General features: G+C 69.6%; 26 protein-coding genes. 18 read left to right on the top strand and 8 right to left on the bottom strand.

The features are described 5' to 3' along the window. Positions 1–42: 42 nt before the first annotated feature. On the top strand, positions 43–603 hold the full coding sequence (locus ACFWN2_RS19015) for a cupin domain-containing protein (RefSeq protein ID WP_382428874.1): 561 nt from the start codon (positions 43–45) through the stop codon (positions 601–603). A 7-nt stretch (positions 604–610) separates the two neighbouring features. Further along, positions 611–880 carry a DUF2277 domain-containing protein gene (locus ACFWN2_RS19020; RefSeq protein WP_382428876.1) on the top strand — a complete coding sequence of 90 codons (270 nt, stop codon included), beginning with the start codon at positions 611–613 and terminating at the stop codon, positions 878–880. Here the strand turns inward: ACFWN2_RS19020 and ACFWN2_RS19025 are convergent. Further along, positions 877–1,065 carry a hypothetical protein gene (locus tag ACFWN2_RS19025; protein WP_382428878.1) on the bottom strand — a complete coding sequence of 63 codons (189 nt, stop codon included), beginning with the start codon at positions 1,063–1,065 and terminating at the stop codon, positions 877–879. The two genes, ACFWN2_RS19020 and ACFWN2_RS19025, sit on opposite strands and share 4 nt — an antisense overlap. Before the next feature lie 346 nt (positions 1,066–1,411). On the opposite strand from ACFWN2_RS19025, the gene ACFWN2_RS19030 reads away from it, so the two are divergent. Continuing rightward, positions 1,412–2,092, top strand: a complete 681-nt coding sequence (locus ACFWN2_RS19030) for a hypothetical protein (protein WP_382428880.1) — start codon at positions 1,412–1,414, stop codon at positions 2,090–2,092. A 171-nt stretch (positions 2,093–2,263) separates the two neighbouring features. After that, entirely contained in the window at positions 2,264–2,722 is a 459-nt protein-coding gene (locus tag ACFWN2_RS19035; RefSeq protein WP_382428882.1) for an SMI1/KNR4 family protein, read from the top strand. On the opposite strand, the gene ACFWN2_RS19040 is transcribed toward ACFWN2_RS19035, so the two are convergent. Continuing rightward, the gene (locus ACFWN2_RS19040; RefSeq protein WP_382428884.1) at positions 2,719–3,369 is read right to left on the bottom strand and encodes an HNH endonuclease family protein; all 651 of its coding nucleotides are present in this window, start codon (positions 3,367–3,369) and stop codon (positions 2,719–2,721) included. The genes ACFWN2_RS19035 and ACFWN2_RS19040 overlap by 4 nt on opposite strands. A gap of 63 nt (positions 3,370–3,432) precedes the next feature. Further along, positions 3,433–4,380: a methionyl-tRNA formyltransferase gene (locus ACFWN2_RS19045; protein ID WP_382428886.1), complete on the bottom strand. Its 948-nt coding sequence runs from the start codon at positions 4,378–4,380 to the stop codon at positions 3,433–3,435. Positions 4,381–4,467: 87 nt separating this feature from the next. Between ACFWN2_RS19045 and ACFWN2_RS19050 the strand changes: the two genes are divergently transcribed. Together ACFWN2_RS19050 and ACFWN2_RS19055 are read left to right on the top strand one after the other, a co-directional pair. After that, positions 4,468–5,724, top strand: coding sequence for a lysine N(6)-hydroxylase/L-ornithine N(5)-oxygenase family protein (locus tag ACFWN2_RS19050; protein WP_382428888.1), 1,257 nt, complete (start codon positions 4,468–4,470; stop codon positions 5,722–5,724). Beyond that, positions 5,721–7,256, top strand: a complete 1,536-nt coding sequence (locus ACFWN2_RS19055) for an amidohydrolase (protein ID WP_382428890.1) — start codon at positions 5,721–5,723, stop codon at positions 7,254–7,256. Before ACFWN2_RS19050 ends, ACFWN2_RS19055 begins: the two co-directional genes overlap by 4 nt. On the opposite strand, the gene ACFWN2_RS19060 is transcribed toward ACFWN2_RS19055, so the two are convergent. Together ACFWN2_RS19060 and ACFWN2_RS19065 are read right to left on the bottom strand one after the other, a co-directional pair. Next, positions 7,234–7,545, bottom strand: a complete 312-nt coding sequence (locus ACFWN2_RS19060; RefSeq protein WP_382428892.1) for an ArsR/SmtB family transcription factor — start codon at positions 7,543–7,545, stop codon at positions 7,234–7,236. The two genes, ACFWN2_RS19055 and ACFWN2_RS19060, sit on opposite strands and share 23 nt — an antisense overlap. A gap of 39 nt (positions 7,546–7,584) precedes the next feature. Next, on the bottom strand, positions 7,585–8,394 hold the full coding sequence (locus ACFWN2_RS19065) for a hypothetical protein (protein WP_382428894.1): 810 nt from the start codon (positions 8,392–8,394) through the stop codon (positions 7,585–7,587). A 150-nt stretch (positions 8,395–8,544) separates the two neighbouring features. Between ACFWN2_RS19065 and ACFWN2_RS19070 the strand changes: the two genes are divergently transcribed. Next, the gene (locus tag ACFWN2_RS19070; RefSeq protein ID WP_382428896.1) at positions 8,545–10,017 is read left to right on the top strand and encodes a CHAD domain-containing protein; all 1,473 of its coding nucleotides are present in this window, start codon (positions 8,545–8,547) and stop codon (positions 10,015–10,017) included. 107 nt (positions 10,018–10,124) lie between these two features. Beyond that, positions 10,125–11,630, top strand: coding sequence for a beta-N-acetylhexosaminidase (locus ACFWN2_RS19075; protein ID WP_382428898.1), 1,506 nt, complete (start codon positions 10,125–10,127; stop codon positions 11,628–11,630). Here the strand turns inward: ACFWN2_RS19075 and ACFWN2_RS19080 are convergent. Further along, positions 11,627–12,964, bottom strand: coding sequence for an aldehyde dehydrogenase family protein (locus ACFWN2_RS19080; protein WP_382428900.1), 1,338 nt, complete (start codon positions 12,962–12,964; stop codon positions 11,627–11,629). The two genes, ACFWN2_RS19075 and ACFWN2_RS19080, sit on opposite strands and share 4 nt — an antisense overlap. A 198-nt stretch (positions 12,965–13,162) precedes the next feature. Here ACFWN2_RS19080 and ACFWN2_RS19085 point away from each other — a divergent pair, with 198 nt between their 5' ends. From ACFWN2_RS19085 to ACFWN2_RS19120, 8 genes are read left to right on the top strand one after another with little or no spacing between them, the layout of a single operon-like run. Then, positions 13,163–14,518 carry a GAF domain-containing protein gene (locus ACFWN2_RS19085; RefSeq protein ID WP_382428902.1) on the top strand — a complete coding sequence of 452 codons (1,356 nt, stop codon included), beginning with the start codon at positions 13,163–13,165 and terminating at the stop codon, positions 14,516–14,518. A gap of 58 nt (positions 14,519–14,576) precedes the next feature. Further along, the gene (locus ACFWN2_RS19090; RefSeq protein WP_382428904.1) at positions 14,577–15,851 is read left to right on the top strand and encodes an FAD-dependent oxidoreductase; all 1,275 of its coding nucleotides are present in this window, start codon (positions 14,577–14,579) and stop codon (positions 15,849–15,851) included. Next, positions 15,829–16,371, top strand: a complete 543-nt coding sequence (locus ACFWN2_RS19095; protein WP_382428906.1) for a DUF402 domain-containing protein — start codon at positions 15,829–15,831, stop codon at positions 16,369–16,371. The genes ACFWN2_RS19090 and ACFWN2_RS19095 overlap by 23 nt, the downstream gene beginning before the upstream one ends. Further along, a complete protein-coding gene (locus ACFWN2_RS19100) occupies positions 16,368–16,955 on the top strand; it encodes a uridine kinase (protein ID WP_382428908.1) in 588 nt (195 codons plus the stop codon). The genes ACFWN2_RS19095 and ACFWN2_RS19100 overlap by 4 nt, the downstream gene beginning before the upstream one ends. A gap of 46 nt (positions 16,956–17,001) precedes the next feature. Next, entirely contained in the window at positions 17,002–17,562 is a 561-nt protein-coding gene (locus ACFWN2_RS19105) for an RNA polymerase sigma factor (protein ID WP_382428910.1), read from the top strand. Next, on the top strand, positions 17,559–18,281 hold the full coding sequence (locus ACFWN2_RS19110; RefSeq protein ID WP_382428912.1) for a hypothetical protein: 723 nt from the start codon (positions 17,559–17,561) through the stop codon (positions 18,279–18,281). Before ACFWN2_RS19105 ends, ACFWN2_RS19110 begins: the two co-directional genes overlap by 4 nt. Before the next feature lie 10 nt (positions 18,282–18,291). Next, positions 18,292–18,576, top strand: a complete 285-nt coding sequence (locus tag ACFWN2_RS19115; protein WP_382428914.1) for a DUF6412 domain-containing protein — start codon at positions 18,292–18,294, stop codon at positions 18,574–18,576. Positions 18,577–18,612: 36 nt separating this feature from the next. Next, positions 18,613–19,230: a YidC/Oxa1 family membrane protein insertase gene (locus tag ACFWN2_RS19120; protein WP_382428916.1), complete on the top strand. Its 618-nt coding sequence runs from the start codon at positions 18,613–18,615 to the stop codon at positions 19,228–19,230. Here the strand turns inward: ACFWN2_RS19120 and ACFWN2_RS19125 are convergent. Beyond that, positions 19,212–20,738: a PucR family transcriptional regulator gene (locus ACFWN2_RS19125; RefSeq protein ID WP_382428918.1), complete on the bottom strand. Its 1,527-nt coding sequence runs from the start codon at positions 20,736–20,738 to the stop codon at positions 19,212–19,214. The genes ACFWN2_RS19120 and ACFWN2_RS19125 overlap by 19 nt on opposite strands. Positions 20,739–20,830: 92 nt before the next feature. On the opposite strand from ACFWN2_RS19125, the gene pruA reads away from it, so the two are divergent. Together pruA and ACFWN2_RS19135 are read left to right on the top strand one after the other, a co-directional pair. Beyond that, positions 20,831–22,456, top strand: coding sequence for an L-glutamate gamma-semialdehyde dehydrogenase (pruA, locus tag ACFWN2_RS19130; RefSeq protein WP_382428920.1), 1,626 nt, complete (start codon positions 20,831–20,833; stop codon positions 22,454–22,456). Positions 22,457–22,546: 90 nt separating this feature from the next. Next, the gene (locus tag ACFWN2_RS19135; RefSeq protein WP_382428922.1) at positions 22,547–23,470 is read left to right on the top strand and encodes a proline dehydrogenase family protein; all 924 of its coding nucleotides are present in this window, start codon (positions 22,547–22,549) and stop codon (positions 23,468–23,470) included. On the opposite strand, the gene ACFWN2_RS19140 is transcribed toward ACFWN2_RS19135, so the two are convergent. Next, positions 23,457–25,871: a hypothetical protein gene (locus ACFWN2_RS19140; RefSeq protein WP_382428924.1), complete on the bottom strand. Its 2,415-nt coding sequence runs from the start codon at positions 25,869–25,871 to the stop codon at positions 23,457–23,459. The genes ACFWN2_RS19135 and ACFWN2_RS19140 overlap by 14 nt on opposite strands. Positions 25,872–25,985: the final 114 nt, after the last annotated feature.

A 25,985-nucleotide genomic window follows, 5' to 3' on the forward strand; every position in this document is an offset into this window, starting at 1 on the left:
AGTGCGGTCGACAGCCCAGTTTTGGCAAAGTATGTTGCCGTTATGGCAACAACCGTGGGGCAACGGCTGGCCGCGCTGCGGGCGGAGCACGATCTGACGCTGGCGACGCTGTCCGAGATGACGGGCATCTCCAAGTCGACGCTGTCGCGCCTGGAGACCGACCAGCGCAAGCCGACGCTGGAACTGCTGCTGCCGTTGTCGCGGACGTACCAGGTGTCGCTGGACGACCTGGTCGGCGCGCCCGAGGTGGGTGATCCCCGCGTCGTGATGAAGCCGCGCGAGCTCGGCCACGGCCGCGTCGGCGTCCCGCTGACCAGGTCGATCGGGCCGCTGCAGGCGTGGAAGATGATCATCACGGACCCCGACCTGCACGAACCGAGGGTGCACGAGGGTTACGAGTGGTTCTACGTGCTGAGCGGGCGGATCCGGCTGCGGCTCGGCGAGCAGGAGGTCGTGCTGCGGGCGGGTGAGGTGGCGGAGTTCGACTGCCGGCAGCCGCACAGCTTCAGCAGCGCCGACGGGCGGCCCGCGGAGATCCTCAGCCTGTTCGGCAAGCAGGGCGAACGCATCCACACCCGCGCGGCGCCGCGCGACAGGTCATAGTGGAGGCATGTGCCGAAACATCCGGGTGCTCCACAACTTCGAACCGCCCGCCACGTCCGACGAGGTGCAGGCCGCGGCGCTGCAGTACGTGCGCAAGGTGGGCGGGTCGACCAAACCGTCCGCGGTGAACCAGGCCGCGTTCGACAAGGCGGTCGCGGCCGTGGCGGCGGCGACGCAGGAACTGCTCGACGCGCTGGTGACGGCGGCGCCGCCGAAGGACCGCGAGGTGGAGGCGGCGAAGGCGAAGGCGCGTTCGGCGGAGCGTTACGGCCGTTAGTGGCGCACGCGGGTGTCGAGGTACATGCAGATCAGCTTGGCCGCGACGCCCGCGGAGCCGACGATGAACGCCTGGTCGGGGCCGAGAGTCACGGCGATGGCCCACAGCAGCAGTGCGATCAGCACGAGGATGACGGTCACCTGGGCCGCGTGCGGCCAGGTGCTGGGGTGGGCCGGCCATCTCACCGGCTGCGGAACCTCCACGTCACCCGCTCTATCGGGTGAACGCTCCGCCTTGACCGACATCGTGCTCCCTTGCGCTGACTCGTCCTGACGAACTCCATTCTCCTGAGTTGATCTTCTACGGAGTGTTACTCCCGCTGGTCTTGCGGTGAGCGTTCGGTGAGCGTCGGCGAACGGCAGACGAACGGTCATGCCCGTGATCGGTTGCCGGTTCGTCACGGTCCGTTCACCGATTGCGATCGAGATCGCAACTCTACGTGTCACCTAATCGAGTGATTGTTCAACATTGCGTGACGGTTGCGCCGTTCGGAGCAGCCCCGTTTTTGTCAGACCCCTCGGATAACGTCAGGTGAAGCTCGCGGTACGAGGGGAGAAAGCGTTGCCGGACAACAACGTCAGCGTCACCGCACTGTCGTTCACCGAGTACGTCATGAGCGGCCAGCGTGGACGCATCAACATCGTGTCGGAACAGCGGGGGATGTACCTGGCCTCGGACACCAGGGTGTGCGGGTTCTACAACCCGATCCGTGACGCCATGCGACGAGCGGTCAACTCGACCGAGCCCGAGATCGAGCTCAAGAAGGCGGTCATGAATGCCAACCGCACGGGCCAGCCGCGGGCGTTCGAGGAGATCGCCGACGGCTTCCTGCCCTGGCTGACGGCGTTCAAGGCGACCGGCGTGCCGGTGGAGGGAGCCACCTACCGCGCCGGGGAGCTCACGTTGAAGGTGCGGCCGCACCTGGGGCTGCGCAAGAAGGACGGCACGGCGTACGCGGTGCTCGTGCACACCAAGGAGGTGCCGCTGACCAGGGAGGCGGCCAACGTCGGCCTGCGGATCCTGCAGCACACGGTCGCGGACACGCTGCCCGGCGCGGTGCCGATGGTGCTCGACGCGCGGCGCGGCAAGGCGTACCAGATGCCGGCGCGCACGAACCTCGGCAAGCTCGACGTGCTGATCGCGGCCGAGGCGATGGGGTACGTGACGCACTGGAAGTTGTCCGGCCTGTTCGAGTCCGTTCAGGTCGGGTAGGGGGAAGGCGCCTGGCCTGTCGGGGGACGGGTCGGGCTGGAAGAAGCGCTCGGCTTGTCGGGGACGGGAGGAACCGGCCTGCTGAGCGCCGGTCGGGCAAGGGGGAACAGCGATGCGGCCCGCCTGGGGGGTCGGGCCGTGTCGCGCAACCCGCACCACGAGGGAGAAGAGTTGTCAGGGAGCGCGGACCTGCTCAGGTTGCTCGGGCAGGAGCCGAAGGGCGTGCCCGACGAGCTGTGGGCGGAGGCCGAGGAGCACCTGGGGCTCGTGTTCCCCGGCGACTACAAGGAGCTGATGTCCGCGCTGGGCAACGGCGTCTTCGACCACGTCGTCGAGGTGATGTCGCCGATCGCGGACGACGAGTCGCTCGACGACTACCTCAGCGACCTGCACGAGGCGCCGGACGGTCTCGTCCCGTGGGGTACGGCGGACCGCGGTGTCACCTTCTTCTGGCGCACCGGCGGTGAGCCGGACCGGTGGACGATCACCTTGTGCGACGCCGGGTTCTCCACCTGGGAGGACCACGACGGGCCGGTGAGCGCGTTCCTCCACGACCTGCTGACCGGCGGGTTCCGCAGCGGGCTCCTCGACTTCACGCCCACCCGGAATCCAGGGTTCTGGCCTCGTTAACAGGTCTTGAGCAACGTGGCCAGCGCGTCGTGCTCGGCCTGGTCGACGGTCAGCTTGTAGGTGATCTTCACGGCGATCCAGTGCTGCGCGTACGTGCACCCGTACGCCGCGACCGGCGGCTTCCACTTCGCCGGGTCCTGGTCGCCCTTGGAGCGGTTGGACTTCGCGGTCACCGCGAGCAGCTGGATGCCGCCGAGGTCGTTGGCGAACGCCTTGCGCTCGTCGTCGGTCCACTTGTCGGCGCCGGAGCGCCAGGCCTCGGCGAGCGGCACGGTGTGGTCGATGTCGACCTCGCCGGCCTCCTTGATCACCACGCCGTCGTAGACGCTGTTCCAGGTGCCGGAGACCGCCTTGCAGTCCTTGTCGGTCTTGACGTCGGCGCCCTGCTTCTGCAGCACGATCTCCCTGGTGTCACAGGAGTTCCCCTGCGAGGCCCAGTGCGGGAAGCGGTCGCGGCTGTAGCCGGCCATCTTGCCCTCGGGCGCGATAGTCAACGCGCCCAGATCGGACGAACCGGCGGGAGCGGACCCGGTCGGCACGGGGTTGGCCGGCGGATTCTCCTGGGACGACTGGAGATTCGTGAGATACCAACCCAACACCACGAGCAGCACGAAGACCACCAGTGACGTCACCGCCGCGCGATTCATGCGCCAATGATCGACCATGCCGATCACGGACCGGTCACCCGGCCCGCGATCAGCGTGTCGAACCTACGGGCGGGAGGTCAGGTAACCGCCCATGTGCTTGAAGTACTCGTGCGCCTTGAGCTCGGTGCCATCGGCGGTACGAACCTTCTTGACCAGCAACGCCTTGCTCGTGCCGCGCCGCGCCTCGGTGCCCGCGACGATCGTCACGCCGTCGCCCTCGCGGTAGAAGATGCGGCCGGGAGTTCCGCCGTAGACCTCGGCGGAGACGTCCGCCTCGATGATCTCCAGGCGCTGGCCGCGGTGGAAGCAGTACGCGCTCGGGTACGGCGCGCACTGCGCGCGCACGAGCCGGTCCAGCTCCTCGGCGGTCCAGGTGAAGTCGATGCGCAGGTCTTCCTCTGCCCGCTTGTGGAAGAACGAGGCCTGCGAACGGTCCTGCTTCTGGAAGTCCGTGCGGCCGGACGCGATCTCGGCGAGGCCGTCGACCGTGATCGGGCCGAAGAGTTCCAGCGTCTTCTCGAACAGCACGGCGGTGGTGTCGCGCGGGCCGACCGGGACCGAGCGCTGCAGCACGATGTCGCCGGCGTCGAGCGTGTCGTCCATCATGTGCGCCGTCACGCCGACTTCCTTCTCGTCGTTGAGAAGCGCCCAGATCAACGGCGAGAAGCCCGCGTACTTCGGCAGCAGCGAGTCGTGCACGTTCAACGTGCCGTGCTTCGGCAGCGCGAAGACCTGCGGCGGGATCCAGGTGCGCCAGTTGCAGGCGACGATCACGTCGGGCTCGGCGGCCTTGAGCGCGTCGAGCAGCTCCTGGTCCTCCGGGCGTTCGCGGACGAGGACGTCCACGCCGTTCTCCCTGGCCAGCTCTTCGACCGAATCGCTCCAGACCTTCTCGTACGCACCCTCACCCTTGGGGTGGGTGACCACCAGGACGACCTCGTGCTCGGACGCCAAAAGTGCCTGCAGGGTGCGATGACCCCAGGTCTGGAACCCGAACATGACGACCCTCATGGGGGTGCCCTCCTTCACCTCGGTGCGATACGGTCAGGCTAACCTAACTGACGGCTTGCGAAGAGAGCTTAGGCTTCCCTAAGTTCAATGCTCATGCATCCGATCTACGACATCGTCGGCATCGGGTTCGGACCCTCGAACCTGGCGCTCGCCATCGCTCTGACCGAGCACAACGAGCAGGCCGAAACCCCTGTCACCGCGGTGTTCCTGGAACGCCAGCACGCCTTCGGCTGGCATCGGGGCATGCTCCTGGACGACGCCACCATGCAGGTGTCGTTCCTCAAGGACCTCGTCACCATGAGGAACCCGACCAGCCGTTTCTCGTTCCTGTGCTACCTCCAGGACCGCGGCCGGCTGGTCGACTTCGTCAACCACAAGAACCTGTTCCCGCTGCGCGTCGAGTTCCACGACTACTTCGAGTGGGCCGCCGCGCAGGTCGACGACGTGGTCGCGTACGGCACCGAAGTCGTTGGCGTGGAAGCGATCCAGGACGACCTGTTCGAGGTGACGTCGGCCACTGGTGACGTGTACCACGCCCGCAACGTCGTCTTCGCCACCGGACTGCGGCCGACCGTTCCCGACGGCGTCGCGCTGTCGGACCGCGTGTGGCACAACAGCGAGTTCCTGCACCGCGTGGGCGAGCTGAAGAACCCGCGGCGCTGCGTCGTCGTCGGTGCCGGGCAGAGCGCCGCGGAGGCCGTGGCGTACCTGCACCGCGAGTTCCCCGGCGCCGAGGTGTGCTCGGTGTTCTCCCGCTACGGCTACTCCCCCGCGGACGACAGCTCGTTCGCGAACAGGATCTTCGACCCCGAGGCCGTCGACCACTACTACGACGCCCCGGTCGCGGTGAAGCAGCGGTTGATGGACTACCACCGCAACACCAACTACTCCGTGGTCGACGTCGACCTCATCGCGCAGCTCTACCGCACCCAGTACCAGGAGAAGGTGCTCGGCACCGAGCGCCTGCGGATGATGAAGATGACCCGGCTCGTCGCGGTCGAGGAGTCCGCGGACGGCGCCCGCGCGGTGATCCAGTCGCTCGTCACCGGTGAGCAGGAGTTCGTCGACACCGACCTCGTGCTGCTCGCGACCGGCTACGACGAGGCCGCGCCGGTGCTCGGGTCGCTGGAGGCGAGCTGCCAGCGCGACGAACGCGGCCGTCTGGTCGTGGATCGCGACTACCGCCTGCGGACGTCGTTGCGCGGCGGCCTCTACCTGCAGGGCGGCACCGAGCACTCGCACGGCATCACGTCGTCGCTGCTGTCCAACGTCGCGGTGCGCTCGGGTGAGATCCTGGCGTCCGTGCTGACGAACACTCCCGTGCCGGTCCTCGCGACCGCGTGAAACTCGATCTCAAGCTGACGGGCTGCCGGGCCATCACGATGGACCCGGCACGCCCCGCCGCGCACACGATCGGCATCTGGCAGGGCCGCATCGCCGGGCTGGACGAGCAGGTCGCGGACCTGCCCGCCGCCGAGACCGTCGACCTGGGCGGCGCCGTGGTGCTGCCCGGTTTCATCGACGCCCACACGCACCTCGCGTGGAACGGCCGCCGCACGACCGACATCACCGGTCTGACGTCGGTGCCGCAGGTCCTCGACCGGCTCGCCGGCGCTCCCGGCACGGGCTGGATCGAGGCGTCCGGCTACGACCCGCGGATCATGGACCGCCCGCTCACCGCCGCCGACCTCGACGCGGTCAGCGGTGGCAGGCCGGTCTACGTGGCCGACCTGTCCGGGCACGCGTGCGTCGTGAACTCCGCGGTGCTGAAACAACTTCCGGCGATCACGAGCGACGGCTGGCTGACCGAGAACGAGCAGCTGGCGGCACGCACGTTGCGACTGCCGTACTCGCTCGACGAGATCGTCGCCGAACTGCGGACGAGCGCCGAGCAGGTGCTGGCCGAGGGCGTCACGACGTGCGCGGAGGCGGGCATCGGCGCGGGCCTGATCGCCAGCAGCCCTCTCGAAGCGGCCGCGTACCAACGCGCGGAGCTGCCGATCCGCGTGCAGCTCATGGTGTCCGCGCACGTCCTGCACGACGTCGCCGCCGATCCGGCGGACGGGATCGCGCGGGCGATCGACCTGGGCCTGCACACGGGCTTCGGCGGCGACATGCTGTCGTTGGGCGCCATGAAGCTGTGGACCGACGGCGGCATGATCGCGCGCACGGCCGCGTTGACCGAGCCGTACGAGGGCACGGACAACGCGGGGCAGCTCGCCGAGCCCGAGGAGTTCATGCGGGCGGCGATCCTCGACGGGCACCACGCCGGCTGGCAGCTCGCGATCCACGCGATCGGCGACCGGGCGATCGACTTCACGCTGGACGCGGTGGCCGAGGCCCAGCGGCAACGCCCGCGCGCCGACGCACGGCACCGCGTCGAGCACTGCGGCCTGGTGCGCCCCGACCAGCTCGGCCGGATCGCGGAGCTCGGCATGGTCCCCGTGATCCAGCCGGCTTTCCTGCACGCCTACGGCGACGACTACAGCGAGATCATGGGCTCCCGGCGGGCGCCGTGGATGTACCGCGGGCGCTCGTTCCTCGACCACGGCATCACGGTCGCGGGCAGCTCGGACCGGCCCGTCGCGGACGGCGCTCCGTTGCGCGCCATCGAGTTCATGGTGCGGCGGCGGTCGTCCGGCGGCCGGTCGGTGGGTCCGGACGAGGCGGTCACCGTCGAGGAGGCGATCCGCGCGTACACGCTCGGCGGTGCCTACGCGTGCCGCAAGGAGGACGTGCTGGGCAGCCTCACGCCGGGCAAGCTCGCGGACCTCGTCGTGCTCGGCGACGACCCGCGCACGAGTGACGCGATCGCGGAGATCCCGGTGCTGGCGACGATGGTCGGCGGGAAGCTCATGCCTCAGCGATCTTCTTGAGCGCCGCCAGCCGCCGGTCCCACTGGGAGGCGAGCGAGGCCATCCACGTGGCCGTGGCGTCGAGCGCGCCGGACCGGACGGAGAAGTTGTTCTCCCGGCCGGCGCGTTCGGACGCCACCAGTTCTGCCTTCTCCAGCACGGCGAGGTGCTTCACGATGGCCTGCCTGCTCACCGGCAGCTCCCCGGCGAGCGTCGACGCCGACACGGGCCCTCTGGCCGCCACCAGGTCGAGCACCCGGCGGCGCATCGGATCCGCGAGCGCGCCCAGCACGTCGTCGACCTGACTCACCCGCACATCCCTCCTGCAACCCGTCGGTTGCAGAACAGGCTACTGCAGGTGGAAGGTCGCGGCCAACGTCGTGAGGCGGTCGGTGATGTCGGCGTGCACGTTCGTGCGGCGCACCCAGTTCTGGCTGCCCGACGACGCGGACGGCGGCGTGCCGAGCGGCGAGACCGCGTCCGTCACCCCGTACTCCAGCCGGTACGCGAGCACGGCGATCGCCGACTCCAGCCAGAACGACGGGTCCGGCGTGGGGATCTCGCCGAGGCCGACGCGGAACCACACGGGCATGCGCGCGTACTGGCCGAGCGCGTCGGAGATGCGCCGCTCGGCCGCGTCCTTGATCTCGCCGCGGGCCTTGTCGCCCGCGAGCACGGCCTCGGTGCGCCACTCCTCGCCCGTGGCGTCCTCGTCGGCCTCCAGCCGTTCGGCAGCCCGCACGGCACTGGCCTCGTTCGCGTTGATCAGCCACTCCATCTGCCGCACCTCGTGCGACAGCGCGTCCCGCTCGAACCGCGGCACCCGCCCACCGTCCAACTTGGACCGAGCGTCGTCGCGGCGGGCCTTGAGCCCGTCGAACTCGAGCACCTCCTGCCTGAGCTCGACGCGCGCGGGGCCGGAGAGGATCTCCTGCTCGGCGTCCCACCCCTTGCGCAGCGCCTCGACCAGCGGCTCGATGTCGGCGGCGACCGCGTCGAGGTCCACGAGCGGCCCGTCACCGGCACCGGAGAGGCGCCGCTCCAGCACTGTCAGCCGGGCCGTGACGCGTTCGAGCTCGGCAGAGAGCTGACCGACGTGGCTGATCAGGGTGGCGATCTGCGGCTCGACCACGTCGAGCCGTTCCTTCTCCGTGGGCACGCGACCAGCGAACCGGACACCGAGGACCCGGAAAAGCGGGTACCCGGCCATTACACGCATTAGAGGCGTGGTTCCGCCCGCCCGTGGACACACCCTCACGCACCGTCACGACACTGGGTCAACCCGGACAAAACGAGGTATGAATAGAAAATGGCGACCTCCGTTACTGAGACCGAACGCAAGTACGAGGCACCATCGGACGCGAGTCTGCCGGACCTCACCGAGATCACCGGCGTGGCGACCGGCCCGGAGGAGTTCGACCTCGAAGCCACGTACTTCGACACCGACGACTACCGGCTGGCACGCGCCGGCGTGACGCTGCGCAGGCGGACGGGCGGCTCGGACGAGGGCTGGCACCTCAAGCTCCCGGCAGGTGAGGACTCCCGCCAGGAACTCCGCGTTCCCCTGGGCCGCACGGTGAAGAAGCCCCCGAAGGACCTCTCCTCGTTGGTGCGCGCCCACACCCGCGGCCAGACCCTCGCCCCTGTGGCGGAGATCCGCACGAACCGCCGCCGCTGGCAGCTCTCCAACGGCAAGGGCGACATGCTCGCCGAGGTCGTCGACGACGTGGTGACCGCCCAGACCATGGGCTCCTCCACCACGACCACCTCGTGGCGCGAGATCGAGGTGGAGCTGGGCGAGGGCGGCGACCGCAAGCTCCTCGACACCGTGGAACGCCACCTGGGCGACGCGGGCATCGTCCCGTCGTCGTCGAAGTCGAAGCTCTCCCAGGTCATCGGCGTGAAGCGGGACGTGGGCCCCTCCCTCGGCAAGAAGCCGACGGCCGGCGACGTGGTCCTCGCGTACCTCTACGAGCAGCGGGCCGCGCTCCAGAACGAGGACCCCAGGGTCCGCCGCAACGAGGACGACGCCGTGCACCAGATGCGCGTGGCCACCCGCCGCATGCGTTCGGCGCTGCAGGCCTACGGCAAGATCATCGACCGCGAGGAGACCCGAGCGCTCACCGACGAGCTGAAGTGGCTCGCCTCGGTCCTGGGCACCTCGCGCGACCTGGAAGTCCTCCGCATGCGGTTCGAGGACGGTCTCCACGCCCTCCCGCCGGAACTGGCGCTGGGTGACGTGGCCGCCCGCATGACGCGGTACTTCGCACCGCTGGAAGCCAAGGCGCACAAGGACTCCGTCGCCGCCCTGGACAGCGAGCGCTACTTCACCCTGCTGAACTCGATCGACACGCTGCTCGCCGCGCCTCCGTTCACCTCCAAGGCTGCGGGCAAGGCGAAGGACGTCCTGCCCGGGCTGGTGGAGAAGGCCCGCCACCGCCTGGACGTCCGCGTGGAGGCCGCGCTGGCCGTGAACGACAGCGACGAACCCCTGCACGAGGCCCGCAAGGCCGCCAAGCGCCTCCGCTACTCGGCCGAGGTGGCGGAGCCAGCCCTGGGCAAGCACGCGAAGGCCCTGCGCAAGCGCGCCAAGGACGTCCAGACGTTGCTGGGCGACCACCAGGACTCGGTCGTCGCACGGCCGGTGCTGCTGGAGCTGGGCAGGGGTGACGAGAACGGCTTCACGTTCGGCCTGCTGTACGGCAAGGAGGTGGAGCTGGCGCACACGACCGAGGCGGCACTCCCCGCCCTGTGGCAGAAGCTGAGCAAGGAACACCTCTGACGCACAGCGAAAAATTGGTCTGAACCTTGACACCGAAACCCGGCCCCTGAAACGGTGATCGAACGCCGCCACCAGCAGCGGTGGTGATCGCCGGATCAGGAGTGCTGGTGACCGAGACAGCTGACGCAGCCACGACGAACCGCCTGCAGGAGTTGCTCCCCCACCCGGTCGGGGTGGAGCCCAGGCCGGACGTCACGTTCACCCTGACCCCGTCCACGACGATCCGGGCGACGACCCCGGACGCCGTCGCGCCGGCCGAACTGCTGGCCTCGATCCTGCGCCCCTCCACGGGCTTCGCGCTGCCGATCGAGGACTCCGGCTCGGACGACGGCATCGTCCTGACGGACGGCGCGGACCCGGAGACCGGCCGGGAGGGTTACCAGCTAGACGTGACCGAGAGCCGCGTGGTGATCCGGGCCAACTCCGCGGCGGGTCACTTCAACGGCGTCCAGACCCTGCGCCAGCTCCTCCCGCCCGAGGTGGAAGCCGGTACGGCACAACAGGTTCCGTGGCAGATCCCGGGAGCGAGCGTCCTGGACCACCCCCGGTACCACCACCGCGGCGCGATGCTGGACGTCGCCCGGCACTTCTTCACGCCGGACCAGGTCAAGCGCTACATCGACCAGGTGGCCGCGTTCAAGATCAACCACTTCCACCTCCACCTCACCGACGACCAGGGCTGGCGCCTGGAGATCAAGAGCTGGCCGGAGCTCACGAACACCGGCGGCGGCACGGAGATCGGCGGCCGCACGGGCAGGCTCTTCTACACCCAGGACGAGTACCGGGACCTGGTCGCGCACGCCGCGTCCAGGGGCATCACGGTGATCCCGGAGTTCGACATGCCCGGCCACACCAACGCGGCCCAGGCGAGCTACGCGGAGCTGAACGAGGACGGCGAGAAGCGCCCTGCCTACAGCGGTATCGAGGTGGGCTTCAGCTCACTGGCGATCCACGACGACACGACGTACCGGTTCGTCGAGGACGTGATCCGCGAGATCGCCGCGATCACCCCCGGCCCGTACCTCCACATCGGCGGCGACGAGGCCCTCACGACGTCCGACGAGGACTACGCGACGTTCATGAGCCGCGTGCTGCCCCTGGTGGAGAAGTACGGCAAGACGACCGTGGGCTGGCACGAGTTCGTCAAGACCAGCGAGAACCCCGAGGCGATCCCGCAGTTCTGGGCCACCACCACGAAGGACGACAACGTGGCGGCGGCGGTGAAGCGCGGCCACAAGGTCATCATGTCGCCGGGGAACCGCGTCTACCTCGACATGAAGTACGACGAGGACACCGAGCTCGGCCTCAAGTGGGCGGGCCTCGTCGAGGTGAAGGACTCCTACGGCTGGAACCCCGGCGCGTACCTCGAAGGCGTCACCGAGGAGGACGTCCTCGGCGTCGAAGCTCCACTGTGGACGGAGACCGTCAGCACGTCCGCCGACGTCGAGCACCTGGCGTTCCCCAGGCTTCCGGTGACCGCGGAGCTCGGCTGGGCACCGGCGGCCGTCCACGACTGGGACAAGTTCGCCCCGAGGCTCGGCGCCCAGGCCCCGCGCTGGAGGGTCCAGGGCATCAACTTCTACGCGAGCCCGCAGGTGCCCTGGAAGGACTAGAAATAGCCCTGCCCGCGGTCGGAGTAGCTGACCACGAGGTGCTTCACGCGGCGGTAGTCGGCGAGCACGGCGGTGTTCGCCGGGTACGCGTAGTAGTTGTTGACCCACACGCGTTCGGCGCGCAGGTCGTGGCCGACGTTGTGCGCCAGCGCGAGGTCGCGGGACCAGATGCCGGCGCCGAGCTGGGCCGTGGCCTCGTTGGCGATCTTCAGCGCGTCGTCGCGGTCGTCGAACCTCGTCACCGACACGACGGGGCCGAGGACGTCGTCGGCGAACACGGCCGAGCGGTGGTCGCCCTCGAAGATCGTCGGCTGGACGTAGTGGCCTGAGGCCTCGCCACCGGTCACGAGGCGCGCGCCCTCGGCCTTGCCGCGTTCCACGTACGCGAGAACACGGTCGCGCTGCGCCAGGCTCACGACCGCGCCGACCATGGTGTCCGTGTCGAGCGGGTCACCGACGCGCAACGCCTGCGCGCGCACGGTCGCGAGGTGCAGGAACTCCTCGTAGATGGCCGTCTGGATCAACGCGCGCGACGGGGCCGTGGCGATCTCGCCCTGGTTGGCCGCGAACATCGCGAACCCCTCCAGGGCCTTGTCCAGGAAGCTGTCGCGTCGCGCGGTGACGTCGGCGAAGAAGATGTTCGGGCAGCGGCCGACGACGACGGGGTGGTCGTCGGAGCCGGTGACGACGTTGACGACGCCGGGCGGCAGCAGGTCGGTGATCACGTTCATCAGGACGTGGATCGAGGCCGGCGTCTGCAGGGCGGGCTCCAGCACCACGGCGTTGCCGGCGGCCAACGCCGGCGCGAGCACTCGGCAGGCGTTGAGCAGCGGGAACGTCCAGGAGAGGCGCTCGTGCACCACGCCGAGCGGCTGGTGCGAGCGGTACTCGCAGGTGGCGCGGCCGAGCTGTTCGACCTCGCCGTTCTCGGCGCGGACGACGGCGGCGAACTGGCGGAACAGCTCGATCACCATGGGCACGTCGGCGACCAGGGCCTCGCGGACCGGCTTGCCGTTGTCCCACGTCTCGGCGACGGCGAGCTCGGTCGCGTGCTCCTCGATGCGGTCGGCGACCTCGCACAGCACGGTGGCGCGCTCTCGGGGCGTGGTGTTGCCCCACGCGAGCGCGGCGCCACTGGCCGCGTGCAGCGCACGGGCCCGGTCGGCGTCGGTGCCGCGGGCGACCTCGGTGAACACCTCACCGGTGACCGGCGTGACGTTCTCGACGTACTCGCCGCTCACGGGCGCCACGTGGTCGCCGCCGATGAAGTGGTCGTACCTCGCCCGGTACGCGACCACGCTCCCGGGCTGCCCCGGTGCCGCGTACTGCGTCATTCTCGACTCCCTGCCAGAGACCGGCCCACCGCACGCACGGAGTGGGCAAAATGAGAAAGTAGGCAGCAGAACGTTGCATGCTCGTTGCAAGCCGTGGATGGATCAGTGGCCCACGAACCCGGGCAACACGCACTGTTGCTGAGTCGAGTCAGAGATGCCGTGTTGAGTGGTACTCGCACGGTTGATTTGCCACGCTCAGTGATTTCCGCGTCGTGGCAGCGGTCACTCGCCGCCAACGTCGACCCCGACCTGCACACGGCGCCGACCGTCTTCGCCGCCGACGAGCTCTCCGACCTGCGCGAGCGGCACCCGCTGCACCCGATGCTGCCGTTGCTGCGCGAGACGCTGCTGGGCTTCGCGGAGGAGGCAGGGCACATCATGATCGTCGCGGACGCCCAGGGCCACATCCTGTGGTGCGAGGGCTCCAAGGGCACCCGCGGCCACGCCGAGGACGTCGGCCTGGCGGAGGGAACGCTCTGGTCGGAGGACGCGGCGGGGACGAACGGGATGGGCACCGCGCTGGCGCTGAACTCCCCCGTCACGGTCCACTCGGCCGAGCACCTCGTGCGGACCTACCACCACTGGACCTGCGCGGCGAGCCCGATCCGCGACCCCGACACGGGCACCACGATCGGGGTCGTCGACCTCAGTGGCCCGATCGAGACCGTCCATCCCTCGATGGTGGCGCTGGTGTCGGCGTCGGCCCGCCTCGCCGAGCTGGACATGCTCACGCGGATGCACGCGCAGGACGAGGAGCTGCGGTCGCGCAACATGCGGCACCTGATCGCGTTGCGCGGTGAGCCCGGCGCGTTGCTGAGCCAGACGGGCAGGGTCGTCGCCGTCGAGCCGTACGGGCTGCTGTCCTCGCGGGTCGACGTGTCCGCGGACCGCGTCGAGCTGCCGGACGGCCGCGAGGCGGTGCTGGAACCGCTCTCCGACGGCTACCTGCTGCGCATCCCCCGGCAGCGGCTCGTGCGGCGCAGCGTGCTGTCGCTGTCGTTCCTGCTCCCGGAGCCGAAGGTCGTGCTGGACGGCCGCGAGGTGCCCATCTCGTTGCGGCACGCGGAGATCCTGTGCGCGCTGACGTTGCAGGGCAGGCTCACCGCCGACCAGCTCGCGCTGCGCCTCTACGGCGAACGCGGCAACCCGACGACCGTGCGCTCCGAGCTGCACCGGCTGCGCGCCCAGCTGGGTCCGGACGTGCTCGCGACCAGGCCGTACCGGCTCACCGCGGACGTCGAGGCCGACTTCCTCGCGGTCAGGGCCGCGCTCAAGGCCGCCGACCTGCCGCTGGCGGCGAGCAGGTACCGGGGCTCGCTGCTGCGCCGCTCCGAGGCGCCCGTGGTGCTGGCCGAACGGGACGACCTGGCGACCAGCGTGCGCAAGGCGCTCCTGCAACGCGGCGACGGCAACGCGCTGTGGACGTTCACGCAGACCGACTCGGGCGAACACGACGTCGAGGCCCTGGAACAGCTGGTCAAGCTGCTGGCGCCGGACGACGTCCGGCTCGCGCTCGCCACCGCGCGCCTCCGGAGGCTCGGTCAGGACGATTGACAAGACTCTCAACAACTGAATATCTTCCTCACTAAGATACTTAGTGGAGGGGGTTGTCATGCGCGTACTCATCATCGGAGCGGGGACCGGCGGGTTGTGCCTGGCGCACGGTCTGAAGAAGGCCGGTGTCGACGTCGCGGTCTTCGAACGCGACCGCACACCGCGCAGCATGCTGATCGGCTACCGCGTCGGGATCAGCCCGGACGGCAGCAAGGCGCTGCACAGCTGCCTGCCGCCGGAGGTGTTCGCCGAGTTCGTCCGCACCACCGCCCGGCCGCCGCGGAAGATCGTCATGCGCACCGAGAAGTACGGGGAACTGCTGGTCGGCGACATCCCGACGGACCGCGAGGACAGCCGCAGCGAGAAGTCGGTCAGCCGGATCGCGATGCGCACGGCCCTGCTCGGCGGCCTCGACGACGTCGTGCGGTTCGACAGGACGTTCACGCACTTCCGGCAGAACGACGACGGCACGGTCACCGCGTTCTTCGACGACGGCACGGCCGAGACCGGTGACGTGCTGGTGGGCGCGGACGGCGCGCAGTCGAAGGTGCGCCGGCAGTACCTGCCGCACGCGAGGGTGATCGACACCGGCATCACGTCGGTCGCGGGCAAGCTGCCGCTGACCGAGGAGAACGCGAAGCTGCTCCCGCCCCTGGCCGACGGCGGCATCACGCTGCTGTTCGGTCCGAACGGCGAGTTCGTGATCATCCATGTGATGCGCTTCGACGGCACCGGTGTCGAGGACGACTACATCATGTGGGGCTACGCGGCCTCGCACGACAAGTTCCCGGACATGAACGGCATGAGCCAGGCCGAGCTCAAGCAGGTCGTGCTCAACCTGACCCCGAGGTTCCACCCGGACCTGCGCAGGCTCTTCGCGCTGGCCACACCGGAGACCGTGTTCCAGATCAGGGTCCGCACGTCCGAGCGGCTCAAGCCGTGGCAGCCGAGCAACGTCACGATGATCGGCGACTCGGTGCACCTCATGACACCCGGCCGCGGCATCGGCGCGAACACGGCGCTGCGGGACGCGGAGCTGTTGTCCCGCAAGCTCACCGAGGCCGCCGTGGGCAAGGACGTCGTGCAGGCGATCTCCGAGTACGAGCAGGAGATGATCGAGTACGGCTTCGCGGCCGTGGAGGCGTCACGCGAGATGATGGACGGCGGCAGTCTCGTCCACAAGCCCGTGATCGGACGGGTCGTGGCGGCGTTCTCGCGGACGTTCCTGCGCGTGACCAACGCCGTGCCGCCGCTCAAGCGGAAGATGATGGCCGAGGACGCGGCCGAGCGTGATCACGTAAGTTCCACGCATGAGGTTGTTCGCGCCGGGTGAGGTCGTGGTGCGGCGCGAGGTGCTGCACGGCAAGGTGTGGTCGGAGATGCCGACCAGGGTGGTCGTCGACGAGCCGGGGCTGCTCGCGGTGTTCGTGGAACCGGGCACCAGACTCACGTATCCCGACCACCACCACCCGCACCCGTGGGACAAGCCCGACCGCGGCTTCTGGCGCGGCCACGGCAAGCTCATGCTGCACCGCCCTCAGGACGCCTACTCCGTCGACCTGTTCTGGAAGGGCGACGAACGGACGTTCGGCAACTACTACCTGAACCTCCAGGCGCCCTACCGCCGCGTCGGGGACGGGTTCGAGACCCTCGACCACGCCCTGGACTACACGGTCGCGCCGGACGGTTCGTGGCAGCAGCGCGACCTCGACGAGTTCGAGGAGCAGGTCGCGTCCGGCAAGTACTCGGCCGCAGAAGCCGAGTCGATCAGGGCAGAGGCCGCGAAGATCGAGAAGATGCTGGCGTCCGGCGAGACCTGGTGGGACACGGCCTGGGCGGACTGGCAGCCGTGAAGGTCAGGCCACTCACGTTCGACACGCTCGTCGCCGAGATCGTCGACCAGGTGTCGAAGTCGGGCGGGCGGGTGCGCGTGCTGATCGACGGCGCACCCGCCGCCGAGCCCGGCAGGCTCGCGGACGCCGTCGTGGAACCGTTGCGCTCCTTGGGACGGGCGGTGCAGCGAGTGTCCCTTGAGGACTTCCTGCGTCCCGCGTCGGTGCGGCTGGAACACGGCCGCACCGACTCGTACTCGTACCGGCACGACTGGTTCGACTACAAGGGCCTGCAACGCGAGGTGCTCGACCCCGCGCTGGACGGCAGGGTGCTGCCGTCGCTGTGGAACGCGGCCACCGACCGGGCCAGCCGCGCCGAGTACGTCGACCTGCCCGAGAACGGCGTCGTGCTCGTCGACGGCACGCTCATGCTCGACCGCTGGCTGCCGGCCGAGCTCACGGTCCACCTCTGGCTCTCCCCCGCCGCTTTGAAGCGCAAGACGGAAGAGGAGTGGACGCTGCCGGCGTTCGACGACTACGACCCGGCGGCCGACCTCTTCGTGCGCTACGACCACCCCGGACGGCCGGGCCTGGTCGAGTCGTGAACCGAACCTCCCTCTGCGGACATGGACGGGGCAGAGAGGAGGGTCCGTGACCGACGAAGAACTCTGGGGACAGGTCCGGGCCGGGGTGAGCGAGGCGTTCGGGCAGCTGTTCGAACGCCACGCCCAAGCCGTGTTCGCCTACTGCCTGCGCCGCACCGGTACGTGGGCGGTCGCCGAGGACCTGGTGTCGGTGGTGTTCATGGAGACCTGGCGCAAACGCACGTCCGTGACGGTCGAGGGGTCCCTGCTGCCGTGGCTGTACACCGTCGCCCTTGGTGCCACCCGCAACCACCACCGTGCCCGCACGCGGTACAAGGCCGCACTTGGCAAGGTTCCGCCGCACGGTTCGGACGACGACCACGCCGATGACGTCGCACGGCGCGTGGACGCGGAGGCGAGGACACGGGCGGTGATCGCGGAGCTGGAGAAGCTGCCCGCCGGGGACCGGGAGGTGCTGGAGATGTCCGCCTGGTCGGACCTGTCGCAGGCGCAGATCGCCCAGGTGCTCGGCATCCCGGTCGGCACGGTGAAGTCCCGGCTCGCTCGTGCGCAACGCACCGTGCGTGGCGCGTTGTCCTTCATCGGACACCGTGAGGAGGCACTGTGAACATCACCCCCGACGTCCCGCAGATGGACCCGACGCGCCTGCAGGCCCGCAAGCACGCGCTGCTGAACGAGATCGACTCGAAGCCGTCCCGCCGCTGGTGGCGCTTCGCGGTGCCCGCGACGGCGCTCGTGGCCGCCGTCTCCGTGACGCTGGTGCTGTGGACCCCGACGAACCAGGACGCCTCCGCGGCGTGGACCGCGGAACCGAGGGCGCCCGGTGACCTGGCACCCGTGTTCGCGGACTGCGCGAAGACGCTGGACCGGCACGACGCGCAGCGCGGGACGAACGGGCCGGACTGGCCGGCGCCCCGCGACGTGGCCGTCGTCGACCAGCGCGGGGACATGACGATGGTGCAGTACGTCGGCCCGCAGTCCGAGATGCTGTGCCTGTGGACGCCGAAAGGCGTCGGCATGAACGGGAGCGGGAACCTCCAGGGCCAGGAGCCGCTCGGCGACAGGCTGTTCGCCGACTTCCTCCCGTCGGTGGGCATCCACGACGGGGGCAGCCGCAACGCCATGACCGTCCTGACCGGCCGGGTGAGTCGCGCGGTCGGCAAGGTGGTCATCCGCACCGAGGACGGGCTGGAGGTGACCGCGACCATCGGCAACGGCCGGGTCGTGGCCTGGTGGCCGAGCCTGGGCAAGCCGAAGGACGTGAAGCTCTATGACGAGGCGAACGTTGTTCTGCAGACCGCACCGATCCCCGTCAAGCACAGGTAGTCTGCAAGGCATGTGGCGACCGGAGACCAGGCAGCGGGCGATGCTCGTGCTCGCGGTCTTCCTGCCCGCCCTCTACGCCTTCACGCTGTTCTCGTCTCCGACCGAGGTCGTCGCGGCCGTGACCGCGCTCGCCCTCGCGTTGATCGTGGTCGTCGCGCTGGTGCCGCTGTCGGTGGCGCCGGCGCGGTCGCTCTCGATCCGCGAACGAGCCCAGCGCACGGCACAGCTGCGCCTGCGAAACCCCGACGCCGCAGGCAGGGCCCGTCCCCGAGCACCGGGATGCCGGACGTTCTGACACGTCCCTTCCCAACTCAAGACGGAGAAACCTCCCTTGTTCGCTGACCTGGGCGCCGCCCTGGCGAGCTTCGGCATGCCCGCGCTCGCCATCGTTCTGTTCACGATCGTAGTGCGGCTCGCGCTGCACCCCTTCTACCGCGCGGCCGTGCGCGGCGAGAAGGCCAAGGCCAAGCTCGCGCCGGAGATCCAGAAGCTGCAGAAGAAGTACGGCAAGGACCTGATGCGGTTCTCCGAGGAGTCGCAGAAGGTGTACAAGAAGAACGGTGTCTCGATGTTCGCCGGCATGCTGCCGATGCTCGCGACCATCCCGTTCTTCATGGTCATCTACCAGGTGGTCACGACGCCGAACCCGTTGCTGGACGGCACGTTGTTCGGCGTCTCGCTCGGCTCGCACTTCACGACCGGCTTCGCGTGGGTGTTCTTCGTGCTGTTCGGGCTGCTCGCCGCGGTCGCCTACCTGACCGTGAAGTGGCAGCAGTCGCGGATGACCACCACGCCTCAGCCGGGGTTCATGACCGGGCTGATCAAGGTGCTGCCGTTCGGGACGATCCTGGTGGCGGCCTACCTGCCGCTCGCCGCCGGGTTGTACCTGCTCACGACCACGACGTGGACGATCGCGGAACGGGCGCTGCTCTACCGCATCCTGAGCTGAAGCTGGGCGATCAACCGGACGAGCGGGTCGTCGAGGTCGAGGTCGATCCGCTTGAGGCGGTACCTCAACGTGTTCGGGTGTACGTGCAGCCGGTCCGCCGCCGCGCGCACGTCGCCCAACGCGTCGAGGTAGGCCAACAGCGACTTCGCGAGCTCCGGGTCGAGCGCGTCGATCCTGGGATCGCGGATCCTCGGATTGTCCTGGAGCAGAGCCAGGATCTCGCTCACGAGCACCTGCGAGCGGACGTCGGCGAGCGTGGCCACCTCGGCGTCGAGGTCGCGGGCCATGGCGTCCAGCACGCGTTCGGCCTCCTGCCGGGAGATCTGCGCGTCGTCCAGTGTGGACACCGTCGAGCCGACCGCCGCCTGGACAGCCGTGTGCAGGTGACGGCGTGCGGTGGTGACGATTTCTCTCGTCAGGCTCAGGAGCTGGGCGTTCGGCGCGAGGTCCGGGAGCAGGACGTACGTGCGGCCACCGGACTCGCTGACCAGCGCGCTGCGCCGGTACGCCGCCGCGTGCACGGAGATCAGGCCGGTCATCTCGGCACGCCGGAGCTCGTGCTCGCTGCGGTCGCCCTCGGCGCTGCGCACCGCGAACACCACGACGGCGGCGGGCTTCTTCGGGTCGGCGCCGATCTGGCCCGCGACGGTGGCGGCGTCCATGCGGCCGGTCAGCAACGCCGCGAGGAGGTTCTCGCGGAACCTCGACGTGGGCTGGTTGCGCTGCTGGATGAGGTGCGGGGCGGTGACGCGGGCGGCGCCGAGCAGGGCTCGTTCGGCCTGCTCTGTCAGCGGCTGGTCGCCCTCCTGCACCCAGATCGTGCCGAGCGGCTGCTGGCCCGCGTGGATGCCGACGGCGATGCGGCGGCGGATGCCCAGCTCGGGGCGTTCGTCGATGCGGACGACCTCCTCGCCGGAGCGCAGGAGGTTGTAGACACCCCACTCGCGCAGCATCTTCAGGTACGGCTCGGGGCCCTGGCGGCCGAGGATCGAGAGCCGGCGCAGCTCGTCGACCTCGTCGGACGAGCGGGAGTAGGCCAGCACGCGGCTCGCGGTGTCCTCGATGCTGACGATCCCGCCGGTCAGGGTGGCAATCGTTTGCGCGAGCGCGAACAGGTCGCCGAGGACCTCGCCGTCGTCGGTGGTCGTGGTCAGCACGCCCTTGGCCAGCGACTCCAGGTGCCCCCAGCGGACCTCGGGCCTGACCTCCAGCAACGCGACGCCCGCGTCCGTGGCGGCCTGGTCGAGCGCCGGTGACGACTCCTTCACCGCGACGGCTGCGGCCTTCGCCCGTCCGGCAGCCCTGATCAGCGGCAACGCGGCCCGGCCCCGTGCCCCGATGAGCAGGGCGAGATCGCCCTGAGCCACGTCCGGCGGGTCGTCCGGATCCATGATCACCACATCGCGCACGTCTACCTCCAGGCCCTGCGGGGCAACCTGCAGTTCGACGAGCGGATCGCCGAGCGCGATGAGAACGTGGCGGAGACTCGACACTGTTCGATCGTACATCTGACCTGGTGAATCTTGGCGGTTCGGACAACCGAGGCCAGGTCGCGCGGACTTACGGTTTGCGTACCGAACAAGCCCTGAAGGAGTTGCGAGTGGACGCGGTCACCCAGGTTCCCGCCCCGGTCAACGAGCCGGTCCTGCAGTACGCCCCCGGTACCCCGGAGCGCGCCGAACTGCAGGCCAAGCTGGTCGAGCTCCAGAAGGAGCCCCTCGACCTGACGCTGACCATCGGTGGCGAGCAGCGCATGGGTGGCGGGGAGCGTTTCGACGTCGTCCAGCCGCACAACCACCGCTCGGTCCTCGGCACGCTGGCCGGCGCGACCCAGCAGGACACGACCGACGCCCTGCGCGCGGCCCGCGAGGCCGCTCCTGCGTGGCGCGCGCTGTCGTTCGACGACCGCGCGGCGATCATCCTGCGCGCCGCCGACCTGCTGGCCGGCCCGTGGCGCCAGACGCTGAACGCCGCGACGATGCTCGGCCAGTCGAAGACCGCGATCCAGGCGGAGATCGACTCGGCGTGCGAGCTGATCGACTTCTGGCGCTTCAACGTGCAGTTCGCCCGCAACCTGCTGGCCGAGCAGCCGATCTCCTCCCCCGGTGTGTGGAACCGCACGGACCACCGTCCGCTCGAAGGTTTCGTCTACGCCATCACGCCGTTCAACTTCACCGCCATCGCCGGCAACCTGCCGACCGCGCCCGCGCTGATGGGCAACGTGGTGCTGTGGAAGCCGTCGCCCACCCAGTCGTTCGCCGCGCACCTCACCATGCGGCTGCTGGAAGAGGCGGGCATGCCGCCCGGCGTCATCAACCTGCTGCCCGGTGACGGTCTCGCGGTGTCCGAGGTGGCGCTGTCCTCCCCCGACCTCGCTGGCATCCACTTCACCGGCTCCACCGCGACGTTCCAGAAGCTGTGGGCGCAGGTCGGGTCGAACATCGCGAACTACCGCTCGTACCCGCGCATCGTCGGCGAGACCGGTGGCAAGGACTTCATCCTCGCGCACCCGTCGGCCGACCCGGACGTGCTGCGCGTCGCCCTGATCCGCGGTGCCTTCGAGTACCAGGGCCAGAAGTGCTCCGCCGCGTCGCGCGCCTACGTGCCGCGCTCGGTGTGGAACAAGATCAAGGACCAGTTCCTGGCCGAGGTCGACGCCCTGACCTACGGCGACGTCACCGACTTCTCGAACTTCGGTGGCGCGGTGATCGACCGCCGCTCGTTCGACAAGCTGTCGGGCGTGCTGCAGGCCGCTCGCGCCGACTCCTCGCTGGAGATCGCCGCCGGTGGCACCGCGGACGACTCGGACGGCTTCTTCGTCCGGCCGACCGTGCTCGTCGGCTCCGACCCCTCGAACTCCGTGTTCACCACCGAGTTCTTCGGCCCGGTGCTCGCGATCCACGTCTTCGAGGACGCCGACTACCTGACCGTGTTGAAGCAGATGGAGAGCGCGGCGCCGTACGGCCTGACCGGCTCGATCATCTCGCGTGACCGCGCCGCCGTGGCGCACGCGCAGGAGGAACTGCGGTTCGCCGCCGGCAACTTCTACGTCAACGACAAGCCCACCGGTGCCGTCGTGGGCCAGCAGCCGTTCGGCGGCGGCCGCGCGTCCGGCACGAACGACAAGGCGGGGTCGGTCCACAACCTGCTCCGCTGGGTCAGCCCGCGCTCCATCAAGGAGACCTTCGCGGCCCCCACCTCCCACCTCCACCCGCACCAGGGCTGATACCCAAGCCCTCCTGAAGTGAGGGGAACGTCGTTGAGCCACAAGCACTTCGACGTTCCCCTCACCTCTCACACCCCGAGGACGTGAACCATGTTGCGCTCCAGCCTCCTCTTCGCGGCCCGCAACGCGAGCGCCCGCAAGCTCGTCGAGTCGACGCCGCTGACCCGGCCCGTCGTCGACCGGTTCATCGCCGGTGCCGACGTGTCGTCCGCGATCCGGGCGACCGCCGAGGTGCTCGGTGACGGCCGTCTGGTGACCCTCGACCACCTCGGTGAGGACACGTTCGAGGAGTCGCAGGCGAACGACACCGTCGAGGCGTACCTGACGTTGTTGTCGCGGCTGGAGTCTCACGGGCTGACCGAGGGCGCCGAGGTGTCGGTGAAGCTGTCGGCCGTCGGTCAGTCGCTGGCCGTGGACGGCGAGAAGATCGCGCTGGAGAACGCCCGTCGCATCTGTGCCGCCGCCGCTGTCGTCGGCACGACCGTGACGCTGGACATGGAGGACCACACCACCACGGACTCCACGCTGGGCATCCTGCGCGAGCTGCGGGTGGACTTCCCGTGGGTGGGCGCGGTGCTGCAGGCGTACCTGCACCGGACCGAGCAGGACTGCCGCGACCTGGCGCACTCCGGTTCGCGCGTGCGGCTGTGCAAGGGCGCGTACCAGGAGCCCGCTTCTGTTGCGTACCAGGACAAGCACGACGTCGACCTGTCGTACGTGCGGTGTCTGAAGGTCCTGATGGAGGGCCAGGGCTACCCGATGGTGGCCTCGCACGACCCGCGCCTGATCGCGATCGCCGCCGACCTGGCGTCCGCGCGTTCCAAGGACACCTACGAGTTCCAGATGCTGTACGGCATCCGGCCCGAGGAGCAGAAGCGCATCGCCGGTGAGGGCAACCGCATGCGCGTGTACCTGCCGTACGGCGACGAGTGGTACGGCTACTTCATGCGCCGTCTCGCCGAGCGTCCGGCCAACGTCGCGTTCTTCGCCCGGTCGCTGCTCACCAGGAGCTGAGCTCCTCGGCCGTCTCCAGGGCGAACTGCGCCTTCACCGGCTCACCCGCAGCGCGGAAGACCTCGACCGCGCGGTGGGTGAGCCGGAGTGCTTTCTCCGTCTCGTACCTCGTCTCCGCGCACAGCCGGCCGTAGATCACCACCGCGTCGGCGTAGTCGGCGTTGCGGTCGAGGTCGATCCCGGCCAGGTGCCACAGCAAGACGGCCGTGTGCGCGGTGTTGCGCGCCTCCTCCTTGCGTTCCGCGGCACGGAGCCGACACACGTGCCGTTGCAGGGCGTCGAGGTAGACGGTGGGCGCCGTGTTGGGCCTGATCGCCTCGCAGACGCCGACCGTGAACCCGGACATGCCCAGCGCGCGGACGTGGTGGTCCGAATCGGACAGTGCGCGAGCCGTGTTCTGCAGCGGTGGCACCAGTTTCGCGCCGAAGAACTCGACGAGCTGCGACGGCAGCCGGTGGCAGAGGTCGAGGCACTCGTCGGCGGTCTGCAGCGCGTCGCCGTCCTGGCCGTGCAGGAGCTGCTGCCGTACGAGGATCGCGAGCGCGATCACCAGCCCGGCCTGGTTCCAGACCAGGTCCCTGCCCACCAGTTCCCGGTACACCTCAACGGCTTCCTCGGCCGCGCCGACGTCGCCGACGACCTGGGCGACGTTGAGCAGGGCGGCACCCAGTCCCTTCAGGTCTCCCGTCTCGCGCCAGAGCATCACGGCCTCGCGGGCGGTGAGCGCGGCGTCGACGTCGTCGGCCAGCTCCACCAACGCCTTGCTGCGGTGCGTCAGCGCCTCGGCGAGCTCGGGGCCGAAGGTGGCGGGGTTGACGACGGCGAGGCGGCGGAAGAGGTCGACGGCCTCCTTCAGCGTCTCGCTCGCGGCCTCGGCCCTGCCCAGGTCGGTGAGCATGGTGCCGGCGGCGACCAGGTTGCGCGCGAGCTCCGGCTCGAAGCGCGGGTCCTCCTGGGCGAGCACCCGCCAGTTCGCGATGGCGAGCTGCATCGAGTCGGCGGCGTGCTGCCGGTTGCCCTCGACGTGGAAGCGGCGGGCCATCGCGGCGGCGACCCTGGCGAAGTCCGCGCGGAAGAGCGCCGGGTGGTTCTTCGCGAGCTCCTGGAAGAGCAGGGTGGCGCGGCTGATGGCGGTCATCGCGTCCTCGTCGCGGCCGAGCGCCTGGTAGCGGTAGCTGATCTGCTCCAGGGCGGAGGCGAGCTGCGGGACGGTCTCCGGGTCGTCCTCCGCGATCTCGCGCCAGAGGTCGATCGCCTCCTCGGAGACGGCGAGCACCTCGTCGTTGCGCTGCGCGTTGATCAGCCTGAGCCCGAGGTCTCCCAGCGCGTCGGCGAGCAGCGGCCGGTTCTCGCGGTCCTGCTCGACCAGTTCGCGGTAGCAGCCGACCTCGGCCTGCGACGCCTCGACGGACTCCTGGCGCAGGCCGCAGAGCATCGTGCGGGCGCTGAGCATCCCGTACATCTCGGCGCGGTCGAGGACGTCGTCGGCGCGGTCGATCAGGCGGCGGGTGAGGATCGACGGGATGGCGTCGGTGGCGAACCGCTCGTCGCGGAAGATCTGGCGCGCGATCGCCTCCAGGGTGGCGGCGGACCCGATCTCGGCGGCGATGCGCAGGCTGTCGCGGGCCATGTCGCGCACGACCTCAGGGGTGGCCGTGATCAGCTCGTCGAGCCTGGGCAGCAGGGTCGGCCAGCGCTGGGCGGCGCGGGCGAGGAGGTCCGGGTCCGGGGTGCCGGGGGTCGCGGCGGCGAGGTAGTCCTCGGCGATGCGGCCGGTCTTGCGCCCGTCGTCGCGCTTGAGGAGCTGCCGGACGAGCTGGGTGCGGTTCACGTCGCAGGGGTCGCCGTGCACCACGGTCAGCGCCGCCATGTGCAGGTCGAGGACGGTCTCCTGGGCGATGTTGGGCGGTGGCTCGTCCGGGGCGGTGACGGTGAGGTGCTTGGCGAAGTGCTGGCAGGCGAGGGTGAACGACTCCGCCCTGTCGTCGAGCGTCGGCGCCAGTTCGACGGCGGTGACCTCGTGGTCGAAGTCGGCGATGCGCTGACGGGTGGAGGACCACCACCAGCCCGTGGTCCTGGCCGCCAGCAGCACCCGCGTGCGCGCCGGGCCGTGGCGGAGCGTGTCCTGCAGCCTCAGGAAGACGTCCTGCCACGGGAGGCGGTCGGCGTCGTCCACCACCAGCAGCCTGCCGTGCTCGGCGTCGTCCCAGTGCTCGTCCTGGAAGTGCTGGAGCAGCCTGGTCTTGCCCGCGCCCGCCGGAGCGTGCAGCAGCAGGGACGCCTGGGGCGTCGGGCTGTCGCGCCAGAGCGCGAGCGTGTGCAGCTCGGATTCTCTGCCGTGAAAGGGGACCACCTGATGGGTGGGATCCAGCAAAGCGGCGACGCTGAGTGCTCGGTCCACCACTTCATAGTCGGTCGCGGGTCAGGTCAGGGGTAGCAAGACCACACCATCGTGGCCATTTCCCGTTTTTCCTTCACCCCAACGTCTACTGGCTTGGGGAACCTCCAACAGCTA

This window comes from Lentzea sp. NPDC058436 (assembly GCF_042721515.1).
GTDB lineage: Bacteria > Actinomycetota > Actinomycetes > Mycobacteriales > Pseudonocardiaceae > Lentzea.

What these genes read in the sequence shown, in the direction of transcription:
- ACFWN2_RS19015 (WP_382428874.1), top strand. Translation starts at nt 43, where the DNA reads ATGGCAACAACCGTGGGGCAACGGCTGGCCGCGCTGCGGGCGGAGCAC.
- ACFWN2_RS19020 (WP_382428876.1), top strand. Translation starts at nt 611, where the DNA reads ATGTGCCGAAACATCCGGGTGCTCCACAACTTCGAACCGCCCGCCACG.
- ACFWN2_RS19040 (WP_382428884.1), bottom strand. Translation starts at nt 3,369, where the DNA reads ATGAATCGCGCGGCGGTGACGTCACTGGTGGTCTTCGTGCTGCTCGTG.
- ACFWN2_RS19045 (WP_382428886.1), bottom strand. Translation starts at nt 4,380, where the DNA reads ATGAGGGTCGTCATGTTCGGGTTCCAGACCTGGGGTCATCGCACCCTG.
- ACFWN2_RS19050 (WP_382428888.1), top strand. Translation starts at nt 4,468, where the DNA reads ATGCTCATGCATCCGATCTACGACATCGTCGGCATCGGGTTCGGACCC.
- ACFWN2_RS19070 (WP_382428896.1), top strand. Translation starts at nt 8,545, where the DNA reads ATGGCGACCTCCGTTACTGAGACCGAACGCAAGTACGAGGCACCATCG.
- ACFWN2_RS19080 (WP_382428900.1), bottom strand. Translation starts at nt 12,964, where the DNA reads ATGACGCAGTACGCGGCACCGGGGCAGCCCGGGAGCGTGGTCGCGTAC.
- ACFWN2_RS19090 (WP_382428904.1), top strand. Translation starts at nt 14,577, where the DNA reads ATGCGCGTACTCATCATCGGAGCGGGGACCGGCGGGTTGTGCCTGGCG.
- ACFWN2_RS19095 (WP_382428906.1), top strand. Translation starts at nt 15,829, where the DNA reads ATGAGGTTGTTCGCGCCGGGTGAGGTCGTGGTGCGGCGCGAGGTGCTG.
- ACFWN2_RS19115 (WP_382428914.1), top strand. Translation starts at nt 18,292, where the DNA reads ATGTGGCGACCGGAGACCAGGCAGCGGGCGATGCTCGTGCTCGCGGTC.
- ACFWN2_RS19125 (WP_382428918.1), bottom strand. Translation starts at nt 20,738, where the DNA reads ATGTACGATCGAACAGTGTCGAGTCTCCGCCACGTTCTCATCGCGCTC.
- ACFWN2_RS19135 (WP_382428922.1), top strand. Translation starts at nt 22,547, where the DNA reads ATGTTGCGCTCCAGCCTCCTCTTCGCGGCCCGCAACGCGAGCGCCCGC.